Annotated in this window: 19 protein-coding genes; 12 read left to right on the forward strand and 7 right to left on the reverse strand. The window is 57.3% G+C overall.

Annotated elements, in window-relative coordinates:
- Positions 1–77 precede the first annotated feature (77 nt).
- The gene (locus tag AC2FLD_RS06730; RefSeq protein ID WP_496668067.1) at positions 78–1,442 is read left to right on the forward strand and encodes a formimidoylglutamate deiminase; all 1,365 of its coding nucleotides are present in this window, start codon (positions 78–80) and stop codon (positions 1,440–1,442) included.
- Here AC2FLD_RS06730 and AC2FLD_RS06735 read toward each other — a convergent pair.
- Positions 1,439–1,972, reverse strand: coding sequence for a HutD/Ves family protein (locus AC2FLD_RS06735; protein WP_496668068.1), 534 nt, complete (start codon positions 1,970–1,972; stop codon positions 1,439–1,441). The two genes, AC2FLD_RS06730 and AC2FLD_RS06735, sit on opposite strands and share 4 nt — an antisense overlap.
- Positions 1,973–2,052: 80 nt before the next feature.
- Here AC2FLD_RS06735 and hutC point away from each other — a divergent pair, with 80 nt between their 5' ends.
- The gene (gene hutC / locus AC2FLD_RS06740; RefSeq protein WP_496668069.1) at positions 2,053–2,754 is read left to right on the forward strand and encodes a histidine utilization transcriptional repressor HutC; all 702 of its coding nucleotides are present in this window, start codon (positions 2,053–2,055) and stop codon (positions 2,752–2,754) included.
- On the opposite strand, the gene phnY is transcribed toward hutC, so the two are convergent.
- Positions 2,748–4,196, reverse strand: a complete 1,449-nt coding sequence (phnY, locus tag AC2FLD_RS06745; protein WP_496668070.1) for a phosphonoacetaldehyde dehydrogenase — start codon at positions 4,194–4,196, stop codon at positions 2,748–2,750. The two genes, hutC and phnY, sit on opposite strands and share 7 nt — an antisense overlap.
- A 157-nt stretch (positions 4,197–4,353) precedes the next feature.
- Entirely contained in the window at positions 4,354–5,328 is a 975-nt protein-coding gene (locus AC2FLD_RS06750) for a LysR family transcriptional regulator (RefSeq protein ID WP_496668071.1), read from the reverse strand.
- A gap of 360 nt (positions 5,329–5,688) precedes the next feature.
- On the opposite strand from AC2FLD_RS06750, the gene AC2FLD_RS06755 reads away from it, so the two are divergent.
- The 3 genes from AC2FLD_RS06755 (at position 5,689) to AC2FLD_RS06765 (ending at position 12,080) form a co-directional block, all read left to right on the forward strand.
- On the forward strand, positions 5,689–8,889 hold the full coding sequence (locus tag AC2FLD_RS06755) for a beta strand repeat-containing protein (RefSeq protein ID WP_496668072.1): 3,201 nt from the start codon (positions 5,689–5,691) through the stop codon (positions 8,887–8,889).
- 63 nt (positions 8,890–8,952) lie between these two features.
- A complete protein-coding gene (locus tag AC2FLD_RS06760) occupies positions 8,953–10,713 on the forward strand; it encodes a type I secretion system permease/ATPase (protein WP_496668073.1) in 1,761 nt (586 codons plus the stop codon).
- Complete coding sequence (locus tag AC2FLD_RS06765) at positions 10,710–12,080, forward strand: HlyD family type I secretion periplasmic adaptor subunit (protein ID WP_496668074.1); 1,371 nt, start codon at positions 10,710–10,712, stop codon at positions 12,078–12,080. The genes AC2FLD_RS06760 and AC2FLD_RS06765 overlap by 4 nt, the downstream gene beginning before the upstream one ends.
- Before the next feature lie 106 nt (positions 12,081–12,186).
- Here the strand turns inward: AC2FLD_RS06765 and AC2FLD_RS06770 are convergent, their stop codons facing one another.
- Positions 12,187–12,804, reverse strand: coding sequence for a TetR/AcrR family transcriptional regulator (locus AC2FLD_RS06770; protein WP_496668075.1), 618 nt, complete (start codon positions 12,802–12,804; stop codon positions 12,187–12,189).
- Positions 12,805–12,951: 147 nt separating this feature from the next.
- Here AC2FLD_RS06770 and AC2FLD_RS06775 point away from each other — a divergent pair, with 147 nt between their 5' ends.
- The 6 genes from AC2FLD_RS06775 to AC2FLD_RS06800 all read left to right on the forward strand — a co-directional run bounded on the left by AC2FLD_RS06775 (position 12,952) and on the right by AC2FLD_RS06800 (position 20,059).
- On the forward strand, positions 12,952–13,881 hold the full coding sequence (locus AC2FLD_RS06775; RefSeq protein ID WP_496668076.1) for an AEC family transporter: 930 nt from the start codon (positions 12,952–12,954) through the stop codon (positions 13,879–13,881).
- A gap of 103 nt (positions 13,882–13,984) precedes the next feature.
- On the forward strand, positions 13,985–14,818 hold the full coding sequence (fghA, locus tag AC2FLD_RS06780) for an S-formylglutathione hydrolase (protein ID WP_496668077.1): 834 nt from the start codon (positions 13,985–13,987) through the stop codon (positions 14,816–14,818).
- A 3-nt stretch (positions 14,819–14,821) separates the two neighbouring features.
- A complete protein-coding gene (gene sthA / locus AC2FLD_RS06785; protein ID WP_496668078.1) occupies positions 14,822–16,279 on the forward strand; it encodes a Si-specific NAD(P)(+) transhydrogenase in 1,458 nt (485 codons plus the stop codon).
- Positions 16,276–16,731 (forward strand): YaiI/YqxD family protein, encoded by a 456-nt coding sequence (locus AC2FLD_RS06790; protein WP_496668079.1) that lies wholly within the window; start codon positions 16,276–16,278, stop codon positions 16,729–16,731. Before sthA ends, AC2FLD_RS06790 begins: the two co-directional genes overlap by 4 nt.
- A gap of 121 nt (positions 16,732–16,852) precedes the next feature.
- Complete coding sequence (gene mtnA, locus AC2FLD_RS06795; RefSeq protein WP_496668080.1) at positions 16,853–17,947, forward strand: S-methyl-5-thioribose-1-phosphate isomerase; 1,095 nt, start codon at positions 16,853–16,855, stop codon at positions 17,945–17,947.
- Positions 17,948–18,022: 75 nt separating this feature from the next.
- A complete protein-coding gene (locus tag AC2FLD_RS06800) occupies positions 18,023–20,059 on the forward strand; it encodes a bifunctional aldolase/short-chain dehydrogenase (protein ID WP_496668081.1) in 2,037 nt (678 codons plus the stop codon).
- Between the two features lie 50 nt (positions 20,060–20,109).
- On the opposite strand, the gene AC2FLD_RS06805 is transcribed toward AC2FLD_RS06800, so the two are convergent.
- The gene (locus tag AC2FLD_RS06805; protein WP_496668082.1) at positions 20,110–21,345 is read right to left on the reverse strand and encodes an MFS transporter; all 1,236 of its coding nucleotides are present in this window, start codon (positions 21,343–21,345) and stop codon (positions 20,110–20,112) included.
- A 149-nt stretch (positions 21,346–21,494) separates the two neighbouring features.
- Between AC2FLD_RS06805 and zapE the strand changes: the two genes are divergently transcribed.
- Positions 21,495–22,553, forward strand: a complete 1,059-nt coding sequence (zapE, locus tag AC2FLD_RS06810; protein WP_496668083.1) for a cell division protein ZapE — start codon at positions 21,495–21,497, stop codon at positions 22,551–22,553.
- Positions 22,554–22,631: 78 nt separating this feature from the next.
- Here zapE and AC2FLD_RS06815 read toward each other — a convergent pair whose 3' ends face one another.
- Together AC2FLD_RS06815 and accD are read right to left on the reverse strand one after the other, a co-directional pair.
- Positions 22,632–23,906: a bifunctional folylpolyglutamate synthase/dihydrofolate synthase gene (locus AC2FLD_RS06815; protein WP_496668084.1), complete on the reverse strand. Its 1,275-nt coding sequence runs from the start codon at positions 23,904–23,906 to the stop codon at positions 22,632–22,634.
- The gene (gene accD, locus AC2FLD_RS06820) at positions 23,903–24,832 is read right to left on the reverse strand and encodes an acetyl-CoA carboxylase, carboxyltransferase subunit beta (protein ID WP_050603831.1); all 930 of its coding nucleotides are present in this window, start codon (positions 24,830–24,832) and stop codon (positions 23,903–23,905) included. Before accD ends, AC2FLD_RS06815 begins: the two co-directional genes overlap by 4 nt.
- Positions 24,833–24,865 lie beyond the last annotated feature (33 nt).

Here is a 24,865-nt window from a genome sequence, read left to right on the forward strand (position 1 = left end):
TCCCTCATTCCCGCAATTCTCTCTTTTCTCGTACATGGCTTTGTGTATTATGTCTATTCATAAAATTGGAGAATAGCGTGACGACCATTTTTGCGAACCGCGCCCTATTGGCGACTGGCTGGGCCGAGAATCTGCGGCTTGAGATTGAAGGCGGGCTGATCGGGCGTCTGACGCCGAGTGCGATGGCGCAACCAAGCGACACGCAGGTCGACACTCTGCTGCCTGCGCTGGCCAACCTCCACAGCCATGCCTTCCAGCGCGCCATGGCAGGCATGACCGAGTACCGCATGGCCGGACGAGACAGCTTCTGGACCTGGCGGGAATTGATGTATCGCTTCACCGCCCATCTCAGCCCCGAACAGGTGCAGGCCATTGCTGCGCTGGTCTATCTTGAGATGCAGGAGGCCGGATATGCCTCGGTCGGAGAGTTCCACTACCTCCACCATCAGCCGGACGGGCAGCCCTATGATCGCCTCGCCGAGCTTTCAGACCGGATCATGGAAGCCGCAGCCGAGACCGGGATCGGCCTGACCCATCTGCCGGTGCTCTATTCTTATTCAGGCGTCGGGGAAAAACCCCTTGAGGCCGGGCAAGCCCGGTTCGGCAATGATGTGGACCGCTTCTGCGCGTTGGTCGAACAGGCGCGCGGCGCGCTTGGTGCCTTGCCAAACGACTGCCGCGTCGGCATCGCGCCGCATTCCCTGCGCGCCATCTCACCCGCCGATTTGGCAAGAGTTGTGGCCGCACAGGACGATGGTCCGATCCATATCCATATCGCAGAACAACCCAAAGAAGTGGCCGAGATTCAGGCTGGTCTGGGCGCGCGTCCGGTCAAGTGGCTGCTGGACAATGCGGCAGTCGACACCAAATGGTGCCTGATCCACGCCACCCACATGACCGAGGAGGAGACCCGCGCCATGGCCGCCACCGGTGCCGTCGCGGGCTTGTGCCCTGTGACCGAGGCCAATCTGGGCGATGGACCATTCAACGGCCCGACTTACCTGAGCGCGGGCGGAGCCTTTGGTGTAGGTTCGGATTCGAACGTGCTGATTTCCCTGACCGAAGAACTGCGCACGCTGGAGTATTCCCAACGCCTGCGCGATCTGTCCCGCAATGTGATGGTTGTCGGTGAAGGCTCGGTCGGACAGACCTTGTACACGGGCGCGGCCTTGGGCGGTGCGCAGGCTCTGGGCCGCGACGCCGGAGAGATCGCCCAAGGCAAACTGGCCGATCTCGTCGCCATCAACAGTCAGGACCCGGCGCTTTGCGCGCTGAGGTCGGACCAGCTGCTGGATGGTCTCGTTTTTGCTGCCAAAGACCATGTTGTCACTGACCTGTGGTCTGCAGGCCGCCATCAGGTGCAAAACGGCCGTCATGTGGATCGCGAACGGATCACGTCCAATTACCGGACTTTGATGACCGGGCTTCTGTCGGATCTTTAAGCGGGAACTTCCGCAAAGCGGACATGCAGCACTTTGGAGTCAGGGGCCGGAGCGAACATCGCGGCGCCAGCCGTCCTAGTCGCGTCCCCCGCCACCAGCCGCGTGCTGTCCGTCGAGACTGTCCCCGACACAACAAAGACAAATTCATCTTCCGCAACATAGAATGCCTGCTTACCTGAATGAACATCCACAGTGACTGAGACGATCTGCGGGTCATAAATCACGTTGAACGCTCGGCATGGTCCGTCCAGCAGCCGCGCTGTCACGGCCAGCGCCCCGTCAAACCGAAGAGGTTCAAACGGACGTGCGCCGAGCACCTCATCCGCGCCATGCAAGGCCAGCCCGGCCCCTTCGATGATCGTGTGCACCCGCGCCAGCCCCGGAAAGAGCGAGAAGGGCCCTTCCCTTTCGATCTCGGCCACGCTGATGCGCCAAGCGACCTGACCCCCGACCCGTTTGGCCGCCAGTTCCCGGGTCACACCGCCGCCATTGGCCCAGCGGGTGGCTTTGCACGCGTCCACTCTCATCATCAGTCGGATCAATTTCTTTGCATATCCCTATTATTCTGGACATAATATGATTATGAGCGTCAAAAATACAGGGGCAGAGCGTGTCTGAACAAAAGAATGTCGGTTTCCAGGACATCCGCGACGAAGTGCTCAACCGCATTCAGACCCGCGTTTGGCCGCAGGGCAGCCTGCTGCCCACGGAAATCGAATTGGCCGCAGAGTTTGGATGCGCCCGCGCCACTGTCAACCGCGCCCTGCGCGAACTGGCCGATCAGGGCATTGTCACCCGCAAACGCAAAGGGGGCACCCGTGTTGTAACCACACCGGTCAAACAGGCCAAACTGCCCATCACCGTGGTCCGCAAAACCATCGAAGAGATGAATGCCCAGTACCGCTATGCCCTCGTCAGCCGCACCGTGATCGACTGCCCTGCATGGCTGCAGGCCAAGCTCGGCCTGCCAGAGGCCGCAAAGATCGTACATCTGACTTGCATGCACCAGGCCGACAACCGACCTTTCCAGTTCGAAGAACGCTGGATCAATGTCGATGCAGTGCCACATGTGACGAACGAAGACTTTCTGACCACCGGCCCTAACGAATGGCTGCTGGCCGAAGTCCCGTTCTCAAACGCGGAAATCGCTTTCTCGGCCGTCCCAGCAACCGGCCCTCTGCAAGAGTTCCTATCCGTTCCGACAGGTACACCACTCTTCCAGCTCGAACGCACAACATGGTTCCAAAACAAACCCGTCACGTTTGTGCGCATGACGTTCCATCAAGGGTATCAAATGAGAACGACCTATTGAGGCCATGGAAGTGAATAGGTTTTGACGTTGGTGAAGAATTTCATCGCTTCGATCACGCCTTCCTTGACGCCATTGCCGCTGTCCTTGATCCCTCCGAAAGGTGACATTTCGATCCGATAGCCGGGCTGTTCCCAAATGTTACAGGTGCCCACGTCCAACCCATTAATATAGGCGATAGCCCGGTTCAGATCGTTGGTGCACACACCCGACGACAGGCCAAACGCGGTGCTATTTGATATTTGCATAACCTCCGCGTCGTCATCCGGCACACGCACGATAGGAATGACAGGGCCAAAAGTCTCTTCCATGACCAACTCGCTGCCATGGGGCACATTGTCGACAACGATCGGCGGCAGCAATGCGCCCTGCCGACCCGGATGGTACAGGATGTCCGCCCTCTGCTCTGCTGCTTTTAGCACGCGGTTCTCAAACAGCTCTGCGGCCTCGGCATGGATGACACAGCCCAACTCGGTCTCGGGGTCCTGAGGATCGCCGAACCGGATGGCTTTGGCTTTCTCCAGCACCATGGGAACAAAACGATCCGCTACGCTGGCTTGAACCAGGATTCTCTTGATGGCGGTGCAGCGCTGACCCGAGTTCCCCGTGGCGCCAGCAACTGCAATTGTCGCAGCGCGCTCCAGATCGGCGTCATCCAGGTCATTCAGCACAATCAAGGGATCATTCCCGCCCAACTCAAGCGCTTGTCGCTTGTAGCCTGCCTTTGAGGCGATGAGCTTGCCTACAGAGACGCCGCCGGTGAAAGTGATGATGTCGATATTGTCATTGGTGACCATTTCGTCGCCAATGTCCTTTGGCCAGCCGGTGACGACCTGGAACATCTCAGGCGGCAGGCCCGCCTCGTACAGAATGTCGGCCAATGTCAGTGCTGTCAGTGGTGTCAGTTCGGTTGGTTTGCAAACCATACAGTTATTGGTTGCAATCGAAGGCGCGATCTTGTGGCTAACCATGTTCAGGGGGTGGTTGAACGGAGTAATCGCACTGATCGCTGTGACAGGTTCACGCTTGGTGAAGATTTTTCGCGCTTTGCCATTTTGCGTCAGATCGCAGGAGAACACTTCTCCATCATCTTTCAGGGCTTCGGCGGCGGCGAACTGAAACACGTCTTGTGCGCGTTTGGTTTCATATACCGAATGCTGATGGCAAATGCCCAGCTCCAGTGTCAGCCATTTGGCCAGATAGTCGCGTCTTTCTCCTATCAACTCCCCTGCTCGTCGAAGAATCTGACTTCGCTCGTATCGGGTCAGGGTTGGGGTGTAGATTGCCGCAACCTCAAAAGCTTGCCGTACATGCTGGACAGTTCCCGCGGGAACGGTGCCGACCACCGCATTTGTATAGGGATAATGCACAGGAACAGTGTCTTCCGTGAACACAACCTGTCCACCGATGCGCATACCTTCGTGTCGGATTTCGGTTTCGGCCATGTCCCTGTTCCAATTTTTCGGCGGCCACAGCTACGCGTGGCCGACCATCCGGATATCAACGAAACAACCGATAGTGCTGCACTTGGCCTTGCGTCAATAGAATGTATGGATAGTCCCGCTCTATTTCGTGGAACCAAGTCTGTGGCTCAATAGGCAGCTACATTTTCTCGGGCACAGGTTCAGAATTGGTGGGTCGGAGTGGAGTCTCGTTTTCCGGCTGATAGGTGGGGATTACACCAACCGGCGGGTTTTCCAAGATGTAGGCTCCGATACGCGCTAGCATCGGCTTTCTGGGGCAGTTTGGACGGGTGGCTGCGCCAAGATCCCGCAGGTGCCCGGGGGCGTCAAATGGAATGAAACACAAAGGCCAGTTATCCCGTTTGAATTGTTCCGCTGCCAAAGCCGAGACAATGGTGCAATCGTCGGAATGGCAGAGATGACGGCAGATCGTCTCAAACCGCAATGCGGTCAGATCAAAGCGCTTGCTGATCCGGGTTGTCCCGTCTTGCTTGGGCAGCCGATCTTCGAGATCGTATCCGAAGCTATGTGGTAACCGGATGAAGTCATGTTTTGGCACCTCTTCAGGGGCGATGGATGACAGTGTGCACAGGGGGTGCCCTTCGCGCAGAGCCAAAAACAAGGGTTCGGACCAGATCGAAGTGAAGTCCAAAGACGCACTGTTGTTGATCTTGGCGACCAGCGCCATGTCCAGCGTGTGATCTTCGACCCTGCGCAACATGTTTTGTGGCAGGTCCTCAACCAGCGTGACTCGCATCTTGGGAAACAGAGTACTGAAGAGCGTGGAAAAATATCCGGTCAGATACGGGGCCAACGTAGGGGTCATGCCGATTGTCAGGGGGACGGCCTCGGGGTCGCGGAATTCAGTGGCCGTATCGCGGATTTCCTGCGCGTCGTTCAGAATGCGCCGCGCGATTTCCGCAATGCGGGTACCGTATAGTGTCGGGCGCACCTCATTATTGAGGCGCAGGAACAGATCGGTGCCCAATTCCTGCTCGAGCTTTTTGATCTGGTTCGACATGGCGGGCTGGGACACGTTGCAAGATGCTGCTGCCTGACTGAACTGGCCGTGTTTTGCGATGGCAAGTACATATTCCAGATCTCTGAGGTTCACGGGGCATCCATTCCTGAAGCAATTTCTTCCAGATAATCGTCTATCAAAATACGAACTGGCGACAGAATTCAGAAGACCACTGAGACGATTCCGGCCGGATTGCCGCTCACATCCGTTAACAAATCTGTCAAACCTCGAAATCGAATAGACTTGCAGCCAACCCAGCCTGGACGAAAACGCCGTGTTTGTTGCGACTTCGATGTTTCGTTCCTCACGAAGATCGTGAGTATTTGCGATGGTTATACACCCGATTTGGATCATGAATTTCAGATGCTGTGCGGGGCGGCCTAGTCCTTTGTTGCGTCGGCTGCCCGGAAAACGGGCCGCCAGCACAAACGCAACTTATTGACGGAGTGATCCATGCTGTCCCAATTTGCAGAAGGCCTGCGCGCCCGTCTCTTGACCACGTCGACCCTGGCACAAGAGACATCCCGCGATGGCCAAACCCTCATCAACAACTTCTTTCAATCCACGGTCGTTGACGACACGCCGGCCTTTGTTTTGGCGAATGATTTTTCGCGCCTGCTGAACTTTGGCGAGATTGTCACCAACAACGCCGTTGCCGCTGTTCAGGCACAGGGTCAGGATGTTGATATCTTCAACTTCCGCTCGGGTCAGATCGAAGCGAATAATGGTCCTGATGCCCTTGCAACTGGTGTTCAGGTCACCGGCAGCGCCTCGGTTCGCAACTTTGGCGAGATCGCGGGTGAATTCAACGGTGTGCAATTTGCGGGCGCTAAAAGCTCAGGCAATCTGGACAACTTCCGCGGTGCCGTCATCTCTTCTGACAGTCGTGCGGTCGATATTCAGGGCCAGGGCGTCAACGTGCGCAACTTCGGCGATATCATCGGCACCGGCGACCAGCGCAACGGCACCATCTACACCAACTCGACTGCCGAGGATGTGTCGATCTCGAACTTCACCGGCGGCCTGATTGATGCGGGTGAAGGCAATCAGGGTGCTGGCATCTCGCTGCAAATTGGAGATGAGGTTGATGATCGCGTCGAAACCGACGTGTTTAATGGATTTGGGGCGACCATTCAGGGTCGTGGTCAAGCGGCGTCGAACACATCACTGGCCGGTGACGGTATTCGTATCGATGACGGGGCTCAGGGCACCGTTCTTGAAACCGAAATTGTCAACAGCGGTCTGATCTCGACCGAAAGCAATCAGGGCACCGCAGCCGGTATCCGTATTGCCGATGGCGCAAATGCCGAAGGTGAAATCCTGAACACCTCGACCGGGGTGATCGAAGGCCCGCGCAACGGCCTGTATATCGGTGATGGTGAGCACGATCTGGATGTGCTGAACTTTGGCGCCATCCAGTCCGGCAGTCGCGCGGTGAATATCGACGGCTCGGGCGTCGATATCATCAATGGTGGCGACATTCTGGGCAAAGGTGACCAGCGCAATGGCACGATCTATGCCGACGACACGGCCCGTGACTATTCGATCAACAACCTTGCCACAGGCACGATTGATGCAGGTGAACACAACAACGGCGCGGGTATCTCGCTGTCGTTGGCCGAAGACGGAAATGGCGAGGTCGAGATTGAAAACGCCGGAACGATCGCCGGTCGCGGCAACGCGGGGGCGGCACTGGGTACTGCGGGTGACGGTATTCGCCTGGAAGGCGTGCGTCAGGAAGGTGGCTTTGCCCCTGCCTCGTTTACCGGCACCATTGCCAACAGTGGCACTGTCACATCGGAAGGAGCAAACGGTACTGTCGGTGCATTCCGTGCCGTGAACAACGTCAATTTCCAGGGACAGCTGGTCAACGAAGAAACCGGCGTTTTCGCGGGTGGTCAGAACGGCGTTTATTTCGGCACTGGCGACCATTCTGGCGGTTGGTTCCTGAACCAGGGTACCGTGACCTCGGACAGCCGCGCGCTCAACATTGACGGTATCGGGCTGTCGGTCGAAAACGACGGATACATCCTAGGCACCGGAAACCAGCGCAACGGTACCGTTTATGCAGATGGCACCGCGAACAACTATACCTTCACGAATACGGGTGTGGTGGACGCAGGCGAAGGCAACAACGGCTCGGCCGTGTCGCTGCAGACCGGCGGCGTATCGGGCGATGTGGTTTCGGCCGCTGTTCTGAACGAAGGCACGCTGCAAGGCCGCGGTGACGCTGCCGAGGGCAATCAGGTTGGCGATGGCCTGCGTCTGTTTACCAGTCAGGATGAGGCGTCCTTTGCCGGTGTTGTGGTCAACGAAGGTCTGATTGCTGGATCCGAGGACTCGGATGCCGCTGCCGGTATCCGCGTGGATGGTGGTCTGAACCTGCTGGGTGCAATCCTCAACGAGGGCGAGATCCGTGGCACCGTCAATGCCATTGACGCGTCGGATGCAGGCATAGTCACAATCATCAACGACGACGAAGGTGTGATCAACGGCGACGTTCTGCTGGGCGATGGCGATGACATATTTGTCGATCTGGGCACCACCAATGGCAACATTTACGGTGGAGCTGGCAATGATGTTCTGATCGCGGGCGAAACAGACAATGTTCTGACCGGTGGTCTGGGCAATGACTTCATCGACGGTGGCGACGGCATCGACACGGCCGACTTCTCGGATCTGGATGTCGCAGTCGAGGTTCGCCTGGATGCCAATGGCAACGGGACAGCCACACGAGACACCGGGTTCAGCGTATCGATCACGGATACGGCTGTCGCGGCACCTGATCAGTTTGGGGCAGACATCCCGGACGGTGCTTGGTTTGTTGAGGAAGCGGTTCAAGGCGACCTGTACTACAACATCCACACGGCAGAATTCCCGGCTGGTGAAATCCGTGGACAGTTGCTGGTTGATAGCGATGTGACGGAAGGCGGTATTCGCACTGTCACACTGAGCGGCGATCTGGATGCTACGCAGGAGCCGGGACCAACCTCGGACAGCGCAGCAACGGGTGACGCAACCGTTGTCATCACTCAAAACCTGGCAACCGGTGAAGTCACCTATTCCAGCGAACTGAACGTTGTGGGCCTGAACGAAGCTGACCTGAATACCCCGATCCCCGGTGTCGTTTCTGCCATCCATTTGCACAATGCACCTGCCGGACAAAACGGCCCGGTTGTCCAGGATACGCTTGTGGATGCTGGCGCTACTTTGGACGAGGATTCTGCGGACGGCACCGGTGTCATTGGTCAGGACGTCATCGATAACCAGATCGAAACCGACACTCTGCGGTCCATTGAAAACGTTATCGGTTCCGATGAGGGCGACGTGATCGTCGGCGGTAGCTCGACCAACGTATTGTATGGCGCAGGCGGAGAAGACGTGCTGAACGGTGAAGGCGGCGATGACGTCCTGATCGGTGGCGCAGGAGCGGATACGTTCCAGTTCGGTGCGAACTTTGGCAACGATACCGTCGAGGACTTCGAAGTTGGTCGTGATCAGCTGCAATTCAGTGATTTCGGACCAGACTTCGGCGCTCAGGTCAACGTGGCACAGGACGGCGATGATGCCGTGATCAGCTTCGGCGATGAAGGCACGGTCCGTTTGGTCGGCATCAACACAGCCGATCTGAACGAAGACGATTTCGCCGCCTAAGCAAACAATTGGCGGGGCGGCCCAGGGTCGCCCCACTTTTTCCAGTCGGAAAGGATCAACACGATGTTGCAGAAAACCAATCCCGTCAAAGCCGCCTGGGGGTCGCTGCGCAAAGGATTTGTCGCAGTTGCCTACTTTAGCCTGTTTCTGAACCTGCTGATGCTGGCTGGACCGATCTATATGCTGCAGGTCTATGACCGTGTACTGACCAGTCAGAACGCTGACACACTGATCGCCCTGTCGCTGCTGCTGGCGGGTGCCTTTGTGGTCATCGCCTGCCTTGACCTGATACGGATGCGCATTCTGAGCCGACTTGCCGCCCGGTTCGAGATGAACGTCGGCGCCCCTGTACTTGGGGCTGCCATGAAACGCAGGGTCCAGGGTGAAGCTGGCGCGGGCGACAATCTGGTCGAGGACGTGAACGGATTTCGCGAGTTCCTCTCGGGCACAACCCTGACCGCTTTTTTCGACGCCCCGTGGATACCGATTTACCTGTTGGTTCTGTATGTTCTGCACCCCCTTCTTGGATTGCTCGGACTGGTAGGGGCTTTGACGCTGACCGCTATGGCGCTGATCAACAATGCCCGTGCACACAAGCCGATGCAGCAGGCAGCACAGGCGCGCGGCCGCTCGGATGCGCTGTTTCGATCCGGAGATACCAATGCCGAGCTGGTCCATGCGTTGGGCATGAAGTCCGATCTGGTTCGGCGCTGGACTGCTTTGCAGATCGAGGCACATCGCCAGAAGACCCGTGTCGCCGACCGGATCGCCAGTTTTTCGGTCATGTCCAAGACACTGCGCATGGGGCTGCAATCCGCAGCTCTTGGTCTTGGCGCGGCACTGGCCATCACAGGTGAAACCACAGCAGGCGTCATGATCGCGGCCACGATCGTGCTGGCCCGAGCTCTGGCCCCAATCGATCAGTTGATCGGGCAGTGGCGCACCTTTCTGGCCGCGCGTGGCTCATATGCCAAGATCACACAACTCACCGAAGATTTTTCGGAAACACCTACCAATCTGCACCTGCCCCGTGCTTTTAAGTCTCTGGACGTTAGAATCGCGCAGGCGGGTCCGCCACGCGCGGTCAATGCCACCCTGCGTAGTATTGATTTCAGCCTGTCTGCCGGCGATGTGCTGGCGATTATCGGCCCCAGCGGTTCCGGCAAAACAACGCTAGGCAAGATGCTGGCCGGGATCTGGCACCCGCAACGCGGCGAGGTTTTGTTGGATGGCAGCCCGATGTCGAAATGGAACCATGAAGATCTGGGTGAGCAGATCGGCTATCTACCGCAGGACGTGGACCTGTTTGACGGCACGATCCGTGAAAACATCGGCCGCTTTGCAGTTGCCATCGACGACGCCGAGGTCCTGCGCGTTGCTCGCGAGGCCGGAGTGCATGAGCTGATCAGCAATTTGCCCGACGGGTATGAAACGCGCATCGGTCAGGGGTTTTTCCTGTCCGGCGGACAGCGGCAGCGCCTTGCCTTGGCCCGCGCTCTTTATGGTGATCCGTTTGTGCTGGTGCTGGATGAACCCAACTCGGACCTGGATGAGGATGGCGAAAAAGCCCTGCGCGACGCTATTCTGGCGGCTCAGGCCCGGGGATCGATCAGCATCGTTATGACCCATCGCCCTGCCACATTGCAGGCGGCCAACAAGGTCATGGTCATTCGCAACGGGTCACAAACCCAATTTGGCGACAAGGACGACGTGTTGAAGGTCAAGGCCCGCAACGTGCTGAAATCCGCGGCACAACGCGCAGCCTCCGGCAAACCTGCCCTGTCCCTTTCAGAAACCACCCGCATTCAAGGAGCCGCCCAATGACCCGGATCGTTCCCTTTACTTCGAGCAACTCCTTGCCAGACCTCTATGATGTGCAAGTTGTCGACATGACCGAAACCACACCCGGCATCCGGATGTATGTTCTGTTTGGTCTCTTCACCTTGCTGGCCTTTGTCAGCGGCAGCATCTACTGGGCTTTTGCGTCCCGGCTTGACGGTGCTGTTGTCGCGCCTGCGTCCTTTGTCGTCGAAGGCGATCGCAAAACAGTTGAGCATTTGGACGGCGGCATCGTCCGGTCCATTCTGGTCGCCGATGGTGAAGCCGTCGAGCAGGGGCAACCTCTGATCCGTCTCGATAGCACCGAGATCGACGTTGATCTCAGCGTGCTTGGCAGCCAGATCGGAGAGCTTTCCGTACGCCGCGCACGCCTAAACGCGCAGATGCAGGGGTTGGCTCAGTTTGGTGAAGCCGCGGCGTTCCAGAACTTTGAGGAAGATATGAACCGTCTGCATTGGTCCTCGGCCTTCCTAACGCAGAAACAACTGTTCGATGCGGAATACCGCGCCCGCGCGACTGAAGCAGAGATCAACGCGCAACGTATTTCGGCGCTGCGTGATCAAATCGATGGCCTGAATGAGCAACGGATCAGCACGCAGAACCAGATAGCAATCACACGGACAGAGTTGGAAAGCCTGCAGACCCTTCTGGACAAAGGCTTGGTTGCCGTCACGCGAGTGAGCTCACGGCAGATTGAGGTTGAACGTCTTTCGGGCGCTGATGCTTCGCTTCGGACACAGATTGCCCAGGCAGAAAACCAGGTCAGCGAGTTGCAATTGACAATGATCATCCAGCAAATGCTACGGGATGAAGTACTTGCCAGTGAGTTGGCCGTTGTCGATGCCCAGCTTGACCTCTTGCGCCCGCAGTTTTCCGGCGCCGTGGAACGCCGCAAACGGATCGAGATCCTTGCGCCAGCCAGCGGCCGTGTTGTGAACCTTGCCGTGTCGACCACAGGCGGGGTGATCAGACCCGGTGAACACATCATGGAAATCGTGCCTGCAGATCAGGCGCTGATTGTCGAAGCCCGTGTGAAACCAGGTGACATCGACAAGCTTAAGATCGGTCAGGCCACACGTATCCGCCTGTCCGCTTTTGCCCAAGCCGATGTGCCCGAGGCCCAAGGTGCAATCTTTGATATCTCGGCTGACGCATTGGAGGACGAGCGGACGGGTGAGGCTTATTATAAAGCGCGGGTCAAACTGGATGAACAGCAATCCGAAGAGGTGGCGGCTTTGGAACTGGTGCCCGGTATGCCCGCAGACCTGTTCGTCACCACAGGCGAGCGTTCTGTGATCGCTTATCTGGCACAGCCCGTCAGCGAACGCTTGGCGCGAACTTTTATCGAGTAAAGAGTTTCACAAGACTTTTACCCGTAGGTTGATCAGTATCGAGTGTTTTGTTGAGTTAGCGATGGTCTGTGTCCCATTTCGGGGCACGGGCCATCACTTTTAAAAATTAGCACCCGTAACGGGCCAAGAACATGTCCACAGCCTGTGTCGCAACTTCGTCTATCTCACTCTGACTAAAGCTGTTCTGAATACCAAACGCCGCGCGGGTCCATATACGGACCTTACACAGTTCGGAAAACTGCTCGGCCGCGATTTGCACGTTTTCTATCGCCAATTCCCCTTTGGCCACGGCCTTTTCCAGATACTCTACCATCTGCCGCTGGCCGTTTTTTGGCCCCGCCTCGTAAAACGCGAGGCCAAGCTCGGGGAAACGGTCCCTCTCGGCCACACAGATCCGAAACACTTGCTGCGCGAATTCCGAGACCAGAAAAGCGGTCAGCTGCGTGGCCGCGATTTGCAGCACTTCGCGCGCCGGTTTGGTCTCATCGATCATCGAAATAATGCGCTCTGACATCAGGCGGCATTCCGTTTGCGCAACTTCCATGAACAGCAAGCGCTTGTCCGGGAAATAGCTGTACAGGGTCGCCTTCGACACACCGGCCGCGCGGGCTATGTCGTCCACGCTTGCACCTTCAAACCCATCTGCCATGAAAACCTCTCGGGCCCCGCGCAAAACTTGGTCGAACTTTCGGCCTGTGCGCAGGATGGTGGCAGTCTGAGTCATGTCTTCTCCGGGATCATTGATTGCGCCAGCTTATAAACCGCTCGGTTCAGATACAATGGTTTTCAACTTTTTTGAGAAAACCTTCCGATCCGTCGTTGGCGGTGACAGGGGCTTGCCGCGCGCGCAAACCGTGCTAGGAATTTGCCCATGGTCGATGTCTTTTTGCGCACACTTCCCTTTTTTGCAATCATCGGTCTGGGCTATTGGGCTGGACGCACACGGTTTTTCAGCGCTGAGGCAACCGCCTATCTGACCAAGTTTGTTTTCTACTTTGCGCTTTCGGCAATGTTGTTTCGGTTCGCGGCCACATTGCCCTTCGCCGAGATCTTCAATGCAGGCCTTATCCTTGGATATCTGATCGGTACGGTTGCGGTTTATGCTCTGGCGACATGTGTCGCATGGTTGCGGCGGCTGGATGTTCCGACAGGCGCGGTCGAGGCGCAATGCGCGGCCATCGGCAATGTCGGCTTTCTGGGCTTACCCATGCTCGCGCTTTTGTTCAGCGAAGCCGCAATCGGTCCGGTGATGATTGTTCTAACAGTTGACCTGGTTGTTTTTTCATCCCTCATCGTGATTTTGATCAATGGCGGGCGTGATGGCAGGCTGACGCCGGCCACGTTCAAACTGATTGGTCTGGGCCTGGTCAAAAACCCGATGATCGTGTCCATTTCGGCAGGGTTGCTCTGGTCATCTCTTGAGATCCCAGTTCCCGGACCTTTGTATGATTTCCTGACCATTCTAGGTGGCGCAGCCACGCCCGGCGCATTGTTCGCCATCGGGGCGTCTCTGGCGGGCAAATCGGCAGAACGTATCGAAATCGCAGCCTGGCTGAGTTTTTGTAAACTGGTGATCCACCCGATCTGCGTTGCGGTTGTTCTGCTCTGGCTTGTGCCAATCGACATCTTTCCGGCCACGGTTGCCATTGCGGCAGCCGCCTTGCCGGTCGCTGGCAATGTGTACATGCTGGCCGCGCATTACAGGGTTGCTCCTCAGCGGGCCTCTGCCGCCATTCTGCTCTCGACTGTTTGCAGCATTTTGACTGTACCGCTTGCCATCTCGTGGCTGAATGGTCTCTGACCTTCACCTTTTCGAAAAATACTCTCGCCGAAGGCTGTCGGACTTTACGCCGGGTCTTAGGACCGTTAGCCATATCGCGACTCTAATGTAAGGACCGTGCCTGATGGAAACCCTCTCGGAAAACGCCTGTTTTGGCGGAGTGCAGGGCGTATACCGCCATGCCTCTTCGGCTTGCCAATGTGACATGACCTTTGGCCTTTTTCTTCCGGCCGAGGCGAAAGATGGTCCGGTTCCGATCCTGTGGTACCTCTCGGGCCTAACCTGCACCCATGAAAACGCCATGACCAAAGCCGGTGCTCAAGCCTGGGCCGCAGAACAAGGGATAGCCATCGTATTCCCTGATACGTCGCCGCGTGGCGAAGCGGTTGCGGACCACGAAGACTATGATCTGGGTCAGGGCGCAGGGTTTTATGTAAACGCGACGCAAAACCCATGGGCCCCGCATTTCCAGATGTGGGACTACACTGCTGAAGAACTGCCCGCATTGCTGGTTGAAAACTTTGCAATCGACAGCGAACGCCAGGCTATCACCGGACATTCCATGGGTGGTCACGGAGCCCTGACGCTGGCGATGAACCTGCCCGGACGGTTCCGCTCAGTATCGGCCTTTGCACCGATTTCGAACCCGACAGGTGCAGATTGGGGCCGTAAGCAGCTTAGCGCCTATCTGGGCGGTGATGAGACCCTCTGGGCCAAGCATGATGCGTCTTTGCTAATGAAGGAAAAAGGGTTCGATGGCCCGATTCTGATCGACACCGGCGCCAATGACCAGTTCATGGACCTGCTGCGCCCCGAAGCACTGGCCCAAGCCATCGCCGAACGCCGTCAGCAGGCGACATATCGCTTTCAGCCGGGTTATGACCATTCGTACTTCTTCGTTTCCACCTTCATGGAGGACCACATCACGTTCCATGCTGAAGCACTGTACGGAGACTGAGGAATGAGCAAATACGATTACGACCTGATTATCATCGGGTCCGGCCCTTCGGGGCGATCCGCTGCCATTCAAGCCGGGAAACTGAAGCGTCGGGTATTGGTCATCGATCGCAAAGATCGGTTTGGCGGAGTGTCGGTCCATACTGGCACTATCCCATCCAAAACCCTGCGCGAGACGGTGCTGAACCTATCGGGCTGGCGCGAGCGTAGTTTTTACGGCCGCTCATATCGGGTCAAAGATCAGATCCGCGCCGAAGATCTGAAGGCCCGTCTGCATATGACGCTCGACCACGAGGTCGACGTGTTGGAGCACCAGTTCAACCGCAACCATGTCGATACGCTGGATGGCCTGGCCAGGTTCATTGGGCCTCATGAGGTGGAAGTCGCCACCGATGCCGGTGAAACCACGCGGGTGACAGCTGCCAAGTTTCTGATCGCCACTGGGACCAAAACCTACCGCCCGGAATACGTACCATTCAACGGCAAGACCGTGGTCGACGGCGACGAATTTCTGGAAATGGCAGAGATTCCACGGTCACTGGTCGTTATTGGCGCGGGCGTCATTGGGGTCGAATATGCCACAATGTTTTCGGCCCTGGACGTGCGGGTGACATTGGTCGAACCGCGCGACACTTTCCTGGACTTCATCGACAGCCGTTTGATCCATGATTTTACCCATCAGATTCGGGAAAACGGCGTTGACCTGCGATTGGGTTCGGCTGTTGAGAAGATCGAAGATGCTGGCGAGCACGTGGAAGTGACACTGGAAAACGGTCGCCATCTTCGGGCCGAAATGCTTCTGTTCGCAGCCGGGCGCATGGGCGCGACGTCAAAACTCAATCTCGATTCCGTTGGGTTGGAAACAGACCACCGCAACCGGATCAAGGTCGATCGCAAGACCTATCAGACATCGGTGTCGCATATCTATGCGACCGGCGATGTCATCGGGCACCCCTCTCTGGCCTCGACCTCGCTGCAACAGGGACGTGTGGCCGCCTGTCATGCACTTGAAACACCCACGTTGCCGGAAAGCCCTTGGTATCCTTATGGCATCTATTCCGTGCCCGAGATTTCCACTTGCGGCATGTCCGAGGAAGAACTGCAGGAACGCGGTATCCCCTATGAGGTTGGTGTTGCCCGGTTCCGCGAAACATCACGCGGGCATATCATGGGGCTGGAGCACGGGATGCTGAAAATGCTGTTCTCGCTCAAAACCCGCCGGGTCTTGGGTGTGCAGATCGTTGGCGAAGGCGCGACCGAGTTGATCCACATCGCGCAGGCTGTGTTGAACCTTAAGGGCACTGTGGATTACTTCGTTCAGAACACGTTCAACTATCCAACTCTGGCCGAAGCTTACAAGATTGCCGGGCTGGATGCGTTCAATCGGATGCCGATCCCCGAAGAGTTCAAGGTGCGCAAACAGCCAGCCGAGCCCGCCAAGAAGGAGGCCAAGAAGGCGTGACCACGCTTTATGTCGATGGCGATGCCTGCCCCGTGAAGGCTGAGGCTGAACGGGTTGCAACACGGCACAAAGTGCCCTTGGCGCTGGTGTCCAATGGCGGGCTTCGTCCATCGGCCAATCCGCTGGTGCAGGTCATCATCGTCTCGGAAGGTGCTGATGAGGCCGACAAGTGGATCGCCGAGCGGTGCGGAACTGGGGATGTGGTTATAACATCCGACATCCCTCTGGCCGCCAAGTGTGTCGAGACAGGCGCGCGTGTTCTGCGCCCGAATGGTGAAGCCTTTACAGCGGCAAACATTGGTCAGCAGCTGGCGATGCGCGATTTGATGGCAGACCTGCGCGCGGCCAATCCACTTGGTGCGGGTGGTGGCGGACGACCGTTCAGCAAAGCGGATCGGTCCCGGTTTCTGGATGCTTTGGAACGGGAAATTCGCGCTGCCATGCGAGGTTAGCGTGACCTTCAACCGGTCAAAATACTGACGCCGAACTGGAAACGCCCGTTTACAAGTCCTGCGTAAGAACGCACCTTATGTTTGAATTCTGGTCAGACCATTCGAACACGGAGACTGCATTATGCAAGTACAGGGCACTCACTATCGATCGATTTGGTGGGACAAGTCGCAGGGTGAGGTTCGGATCATCGATCAACGCTGGCTGCCGCATGATTTCCGGGTCGTGACCTTGAAAACGTTGGATGAGTTTGCAGCGGCAATACGGGATATGTGGGTCAGGGGTGCACCTCTGATTGGCGCAACGGCCGCTTTTGGCATAGCTGAACAGATGTCTCGTGACAGTTCCGAAGCCTCGTTTGATGCGGCATATGAAGTTCTGCACGCAACCCGCCCAACCGCAATCAACCTGCGTTGGGCTTTGGACAGATGCCGAGAGGCCCTGATGCCGCTGGCCGCGTCTGATCGCGCCGAACGCGCCTGGGCCTTGGCACAAGAAGTCGCGGACGAAGATGTCGAAATCAATGCTGCGATTGGTCGACACGGGTTGGAGCTGATCAAGGAGATCGCCGCGCGCAAACCCGCGGGTGAACCGGTACGGTTGTTGACCCATTGCAATGCGGGCTGGCTGGCAACCGTGGATTGGGGTACGGCCACAAGCCCGATGTATCACGCGCGTGACGAGGGCATCCCCCTGCATGTTTGGGTGGATGAAACCCGGCCCCGCAATCAGGGTGCGTTGACCTCATGGGAATTGGGCGAGCATGGCATTCCCCATCGATACATCGTGGACAATGCCGGCGGCCACCTGATGCAGCACGGGCTGGTTGATCTGGTCATCACCGGCACGGACCGCACCACAGCACAAGGCGACGTGTGCAACAAGATCGGCACCTACCTCAAGGCTTTGGCAGCGCAAGACAATGGTGTGCCGTTTTATGTCGCCCTGCCCTCGCCCACGATTGACTGGACTGTACGTGACGGTGTGGCCGAGATCCCGATTGAGGAACGCGATGCACGGGAAGTGAGCCACGTCATGGGTGTCGATGACAGCGGGAAAATCGCGGATGTTTGTGTAACCCCAAAAGGTACGGAAGCCGGCAATCCCGCTTTTGATGTTACACCGAACAGACTTGTGACCGGGCTGATCACAGAGCGTGGTGTGTGCGCTGCCTCAGCCGAAGGGCTGGCAAACCTGTTTCCGGACAAGGTTGGTTAACTTTTTGTTTAAGCCTGTACACGAACCTGCCGCAAACCCTTAGGGGCATGTGCGCTTAACTTGCTGAGATTGAGAATGATTGAAAACTGGTACAAGGCAGAAGAGGCCCAGAAATGGCGCGAACAGGCCGGGGTCGATCCGGCCGATCAGGAACTGGGTGAACGTGTCTACACCTCTCGGCTTATTGGTCAGAACCCCGATCTGTTGATGCATGGTGGCGGCAATACCTCGGTCAAGCTGGAGCGCCCGGATCTGTTTGGCACGCCGCAGCGTGTTCTTCATGTCAAAGGGTCAGGATGGGATCTGGACAGTATCGAGGCGCCGGGCTTGCCTGGGGTTTGGCTGGATCCACTGATGGAACTGCGCGCACTGGGTCATCTCTCTGATTTCCAGATGGTCAACGTTCAGCGTGCCAACCTGTTGGACTCCGGCTCTCCGAACCCGTCTGTCGAGACGCTGCTTCATGCGTTTCTACCGCACAAATACGTGGACCACACACATGCGACCCCATTTCTGGTGTTGGCAAACCTGCCCAATGCCGAGGAAATCTGTCGTAAGATATTTGGCGACCAGCTGGGCATCGTGCCTTACATCATGCCGGGCTTCGGCTTGGCGAAGAAAGCGGCCGAAGTGTTCGACGCAAATCCAAATGTCGAAGGTCTTTTGCTGCTCAATCATGGGCATTTCACCTTTGGTGCCACGGCCCGGGAAAGCTATGACCGGATCGTTTCGCATACCAATGAGGTCGCTGCCTATTTCGGCATGAAAAAGCTGACGACGATCGGGCGGCGCGATCCCGCAACGAACCTTGACGCCCTGCCGATCCTGCGCGGGGTCATCGCCGAGGTCGCGGCCCGACGAGATGATGCTATGCCTGTCTTCGACCTGCGTAACGGACCGGAAGTCATGCAGTTCTTTGACCGGTCGGATCTTGAGGAGCTATCCCAGCGCGGCATGGCCTCGCCGGACCATGTGTTGCGCACAAAGGGATGCCCGCTTGTTCTGCGCGCGTCTGACCTTGCAGCCGGAAGGGCGCAGCTCAAGGCAAAAGTCGAAGCTTTCGCTGACGCCTATCGTGCCTATTTCGACCGGCAGGCACCACAGGTGGATGAAGCCAAGACGTTGCTGACGCCAGATCCCAAACACGCGTGGATCGAAGGCGTCGGATTGTTGGGTATTGGTGCAAACGCCAAGGCCGCCTCAATCGCCGCTGACCTTGCAGAGCAGAATGCTCGTGTCCGGTCCGTGGGTGAAGACGCGGGCGGATTTTACCCGATCGGTGAAAAAGACCGTTTCGATTGCGAATACTGGTCGCTTGAGCAGGCAAAACTTGGCAAGAGCGCACCGCCGCCGTTGCAAGGCCGGATCGTGATGGTCACCGGCGGTGCGGGTGCAATTGGGCTGGCGACAGCCAAATCCTTTGCACGCGCCGGGGCCAACATCCTTTTGGTGGATCGGGATGAGACAGCACTGGAAGTGGCCCGATCAGACCTGGGTTCCTGGCACGCAACATTTGCCTGCGATGTAACCGACAAGGATGCCGCAGACGCAGCAATGGCTGCTGCGGTCCATCGGTTTGGGGGTCTCGACATTCTTGTCTCCAACGCCGGGACTGCGACCTCGGGCGCGTTGCTGGAGCTTGGGGATGAAGAGTTTCGTCAAGCTTTCGAGCTGAACTTCTTTGCCCATAAGGCTTTTGCAACACGCGCCGCGCAGGTGATGCGGGCACAAGGCCGGGGTGGTCAGATCCTGTTCAACATCTCGAAACAGTCCATAAATCCAGGCCGCAATATGGGCGCATATGGTACGCCCAAAGCCGCCACCCTGTTCCTGATGCGGCAACTGACGCTTGAACTGGCCGAACATGGTGTTCGCGTCAACGGCATGAATGCCGACCGCATTCGATCCGGACTGTTGACGGAAGGGTTCATTCAGGAACGCGCCGCAGCGCGCGGGATGTCTGAAGAAACCTATATGTCCGGCAACCTGCTTGGCCGCGAAGTTGAGGCGCGACATGTGGCAGATGCCTTCGTCGCCTTGGCGCTGATGGAGCGCACCACGGGACATGTTGTGACCGTAGATGGAGGCAACACCGAAGCCGAACTGCGATAATGCCCAACAGCTCTTGCATCACCCCCTGACCTGCGGCTTGGAAAATGGCCTCAGGCCGGGATGGCCGAGCGGTTTTCGCGGATGGGCAAATGCACGATTGCGCTGAATGCCCCGATTGCGACGCCAATCCACCAGACCATGCTGTAATCGCCAAACTGGTCATACATGCGACCGCCCAGCCAGACGCCCAGAAAGCTACCAAGCTGATGGCTGAAGAAGATAATGCCGTACAACGTGCCCATAAACCGCAAACCGTAAAGATGCGCCACAAGACCCGAGGTCAGCGGTACAGTGGCCAGCCAGAGCGATCCCATCACCAGCGAGAACACGATGACCGAAAGCGGCGTGATCGGGAGCAAGAAAAACAACGCCGCAGCCAATGTTCGACCCGTATAGACGGTGGCCAACAGGTATTTCTTGGGAAAATGGTTCCCCGCCCATCCCGCCAGCAACGTGCCGCCGATATTGGCCAAACCGATCAGTGAAATCGACACGGCCCCAAGCGCTGAGGTCGAGGTGATGCCGAGGGAATGCAAGACACCACCGGGCTGGATCGGGCCACACATTTCGGTCACAAAGGCCGGGAAATGGGCGGTGATGAACCCCAACTGATACCCGCAGCTGAAGAACCCCAGAAAAATCAAAGCATAAGAAGGATCGCGGAACGCCTTACCTAAAATCTCGCCCATGCTTTCTTGCAGTTCCGCCTTGTTGACGGGTTTCGGCGCGCGCATGAAAGGTAGGGCAAGCACAAGCGCCAGGATCGCAACCGCAAATATGATGAAAACCTGCTGCCAGGGCAGGAAGGTCATGAGCCATTCGGCGATGGGCGCGCCGAGAACCTGCCCGAAACTGCCTGCTGCTGTGACGATCGCAAGCGACATAGAGCGGTTTTCGTCAGAAGACGCGCGTCCAACTACGGCCAGGACAACACCAAACCCGGTACCAGCGATACCGAAACCGACCAGCCACGCATAAGTTTGGTGCTCGAAAGGCGTGACGGACCACGCTGAAAGCACCATACCGGCAGAATAGGTCAGAGTACCGATCACGATCGCCTTGCGATCACCCACCTTCTCAGCAATCGCGCCAAAGATCGGTTGTCCGATGCCCCACGCCAGGTTTTGGATGGCAATTGCCATTGAGAAATCAGTACGCAACCAACCAAACTCATCCGCAATTGGAATCTGGAACACGCCGAACGATGCACGCACGGCAAAACTGACAGTGATGACGATGCATCCGACGATCAGGATCGGATTCAGCAAGCGGGCGGATTGGGGCATCGGGACCTCGGGCGTTTCGCCCGAAGGACCGTATCGCTTTGGCGGGCGACGTCAATTCAGCAGATTTGCGGTCACGGATAAGCAAATTTGATGTGCCGCGAAAATTGGTTTCTTTTCAACGGGCGATAGGGCGTTTAAGGCTCAGAGTTATGACGGATCTGATATCGCTATACGAGGCCCGCGTCGCGGATGGAACCCTGACCCGCGATGACGCACAAGAGGCTGTTCTGCCTCAATTCGAACGTATCCGTGCGGCGCTGTCTGAGCCGGTCAAACGCGGTTTCTTTCGCAAGACTCCTCCGCCGCCCAAAGGGTTGTATCTTTGGGGAGGGGTCGGACGCGGCAAATCGATGCTGATGGATATGTTTGTCGAAACGCTAAGCGAAATACCTGCACGGCGTGTCCATTTCCATGCGTTCATGCAGGAAATCCATGCTGGGATGCACAAGGCTCGGAAAGAGAATGTCGAGGATGCCCTGGCACCTGTGGCCAAAGATGTAGTCAAATCCGTCCGGTTACTGGCATTTGATGAGATGCAGATTACGGATATCACCGATGCAATGATTGTCGGACGTCTGTTCGACCTATTGCATGAGGGGGGCGTGGTGGTGGTAACGACCTCGAACCGGCACCCGGATGATCTTTATAAGGACGGTCTGAACAGGCAGCTGTTCCTGCCTTTCATTGCGCATATCAAAGAACAGCTTCGGGTTTGGGAACTGGTTTCGCCGACGGATTACCGCCAAAACCGGCTGGAAGGCGCGCCGGTTTATTTTGCGCCAATCGGCCCGGAAGCCCGGCAGAAAATCCGAGAGGTTTGGGTGGACCTTGCAGGCGGCCCTGCGGAACCGCTTGTTTTGCAAGTCAACGGCCGCGCCGTTGAACTGCCCGCATTTCGCAACGGGGTCGCACGGGCCTCGTTCTACGATCTGTGTGGACGGATGTTGGGACCTGCTGACTATCTGGCAATAGCCGACGCGGTGAAAGTGCTGGTGCTCGAAGACATCCCACGCTTGTCGCGGAACAACTTTAACGAAGCCAAGCGGTTCGTGACCCTTATCGACGCGCTTTATGAATCCCGGGTACGCTTGATCTGTTCAGCAGCGGCCGAGCCCGAGATGCTGTATGTGGAAGGTGAAGGGACGTTCGAATTTGAACGCACCGCCTCACGCCTGCGGGAGATGCAGGATAAAGATTGGGGGACATAGGTAGGGGGCTTTCCCCCCGACATGCTGCGCGGGCTCCTCTGGTGCACTTAGGGCCAGATGAAGGGGCGCGGCACGTGCCTAGCCGTTTTCGCGCAGGATATTGCCCGCAAGGTAGAGCGAACCGCAGATCAAAACGCGGGCTTGAGGGTCCTGGCTTGTGATCGCCGCCAGCGCGTCTGACACGCTGTTTGCAGTAGACGCTGGCAAGTCGACTTTTGCCGCCGCAGCCGCAGTTTCTTCAGCGCTGAGGGAAGCGGCCTCTCCCGGAATCGAGACTGCAGTCAGACTTGCAGCCTGTCCGGCCAGAGGTGCGAGATACCCGGTCACATCCTTTGTGTTGAGCATACCGCAGATCATGTGCGTCGGTTTCTGAGGCAGCTTTGCCAGCACATCAGCCAGCGCAATACCCGCTGCCGCATTATGACCGCCATCCAGCCAAAGCTCGGCCTGTGGTGCCTGTTCGACCAACGGGCCGGTTTTCAGGCTTTGCATACGGGCTGGCCATTCGGCTTTGGTCACGGCTGCCTCATAGGCATCATCACCCATATCCAGATGGCGCAAAACCGCCAGAGCTGCGCCCGCGTTCTGAATTTGGTGTGCGCCCAGCAGGTTGGGCAGTGGAAGATCCCGTAGCCCGGTTTCGTCCTGATAGATCAAGCGACCGTTTTCTTCATACACATGCCAATGTTGACCCTGGACCAACAAAGGCGCGCCCAGACGGGCGGCCGTGTATTCAATGACCTCAAGAGCTTCGTCCTGTTGAGGGCCGACGATGCAGGGCACGCCGGGTTTGATGATCCCGGCTTTTTCGGCGGCGATCTTGCCCAGAGTATCGCCCAGAAACTGCTCGTGGTCGATGGAAACTGGCGTAATTACAGTCACGGCTGGATTTTCGACCACGTTGGTAGCGTCCAGACGCCCGCCCAGGCCAACCTCAAGAAGAGTATAGTCCGCTTTTGCTCGGGCGAACGCCAACAAAGCGGCACAGGTGGTGATTTCGAAATAGGTGATGTTTTCGCCGCCATTCGCGGCATAGCATTCGTCCAGAACTGCGGTCAGATCGGGTTCTGAAATCAGTTTTCCAGCAAGACGAATTCGCTCATGAAATCGCGCCAAGTGAGGCGAGGTATAAGCATGTACCGAGCGCCCTGCCCCCTCAAGCCCGGCGCGGATCATGGCCTGAGTCGAACCTTTGCCATTGGTACCGGCAATATGGATAACCGGAGGCAGTTTGAACTGCGGATGATCCAGCGCAGCCAGCAGACGCCAGACGCGGTCCAAGGTCAGATCAATGATCTTGGGGTGCAACGCCATCATCCGATCAAGAATGGCGTCAGATGTTTGAGCGGTCATTTCTGGCTGGTCTCTTCGGCCGGTGCCTCAGCAGCTTCTTCGGGTGTTGGCGGGGGCAGATCGCCCATGATTGCCGGAGGTTGCTTCATCAGCATTCGGGTGATGGAAATTAGCTCATCACGCATTTTGGTACGCTTGGTGACACGGTCCAGCATACCGTGATCCAACAGATATTCGGCGCGCTGGAACCCTTCGGGCAGTTTTTCCCGAATCGTTTGTTCAATAACGCGGGGACCGGCAAAGCAGATCAAGGCGTTGGGTTCCGAGATATGGACGTCGCCCAGCATCGCGTAAGACGCTGTTACACCCCCGGTGGTGGGGTGCGTCAGAACGACGATATAGGGCAGTTTCGCCTCTTTCAGCATCTCAACCGCAACAGTGGTCCGCGGCATTTGCATCAGGCTGAGGATACCTTCCTGCATCCGTGCGCCGCCAGCAGCGGAAAACAGGATCAGTGGACGCTTGAGCTTTACTGCCTCTTGGGCGGCAGCAATGATCGCGTTGCCGACATACATGCCCATCGACCCGCCCATAAAGGAAAAATCCTGCGCAGCTGCGACAATCGGAGTGCGGCCAATTTCACCCAAAGCAACCAGCATCGCTTCTTTTTCGCCGGTCTTTTTCTGCGCCGCTTTCATACGGTCGGGATATTTCTTCTGATCGCGGAATTGCAGCGGGTCGTCCTTGGGGGCCGGAACGTCAACTTCTGAGAAGATACCACCATCGAACAGGTGCTTGAACCGGTCACGAGGTGTAATCGCCATGTGGTGGTCGCATTGGGTGCAGACATTCTGGTTCTCAGCCAGTTCGCGGTGGAACAGCATCGTTCCGCACTCGTCGCATTTATGCCAGAGGTTTTCTGGCACCTCGCGGCGCGAGAAGATCGAGTTGATCCGGGGACGGACGTAATTTGTGATCCAGTTCATGTCGGAACCTTGGCTTGTGCGGCGTTGACGTCA

The sequence above is a fragment of the Ruegeria sp. CDSA021 genome (assembly GCF_059612325.1).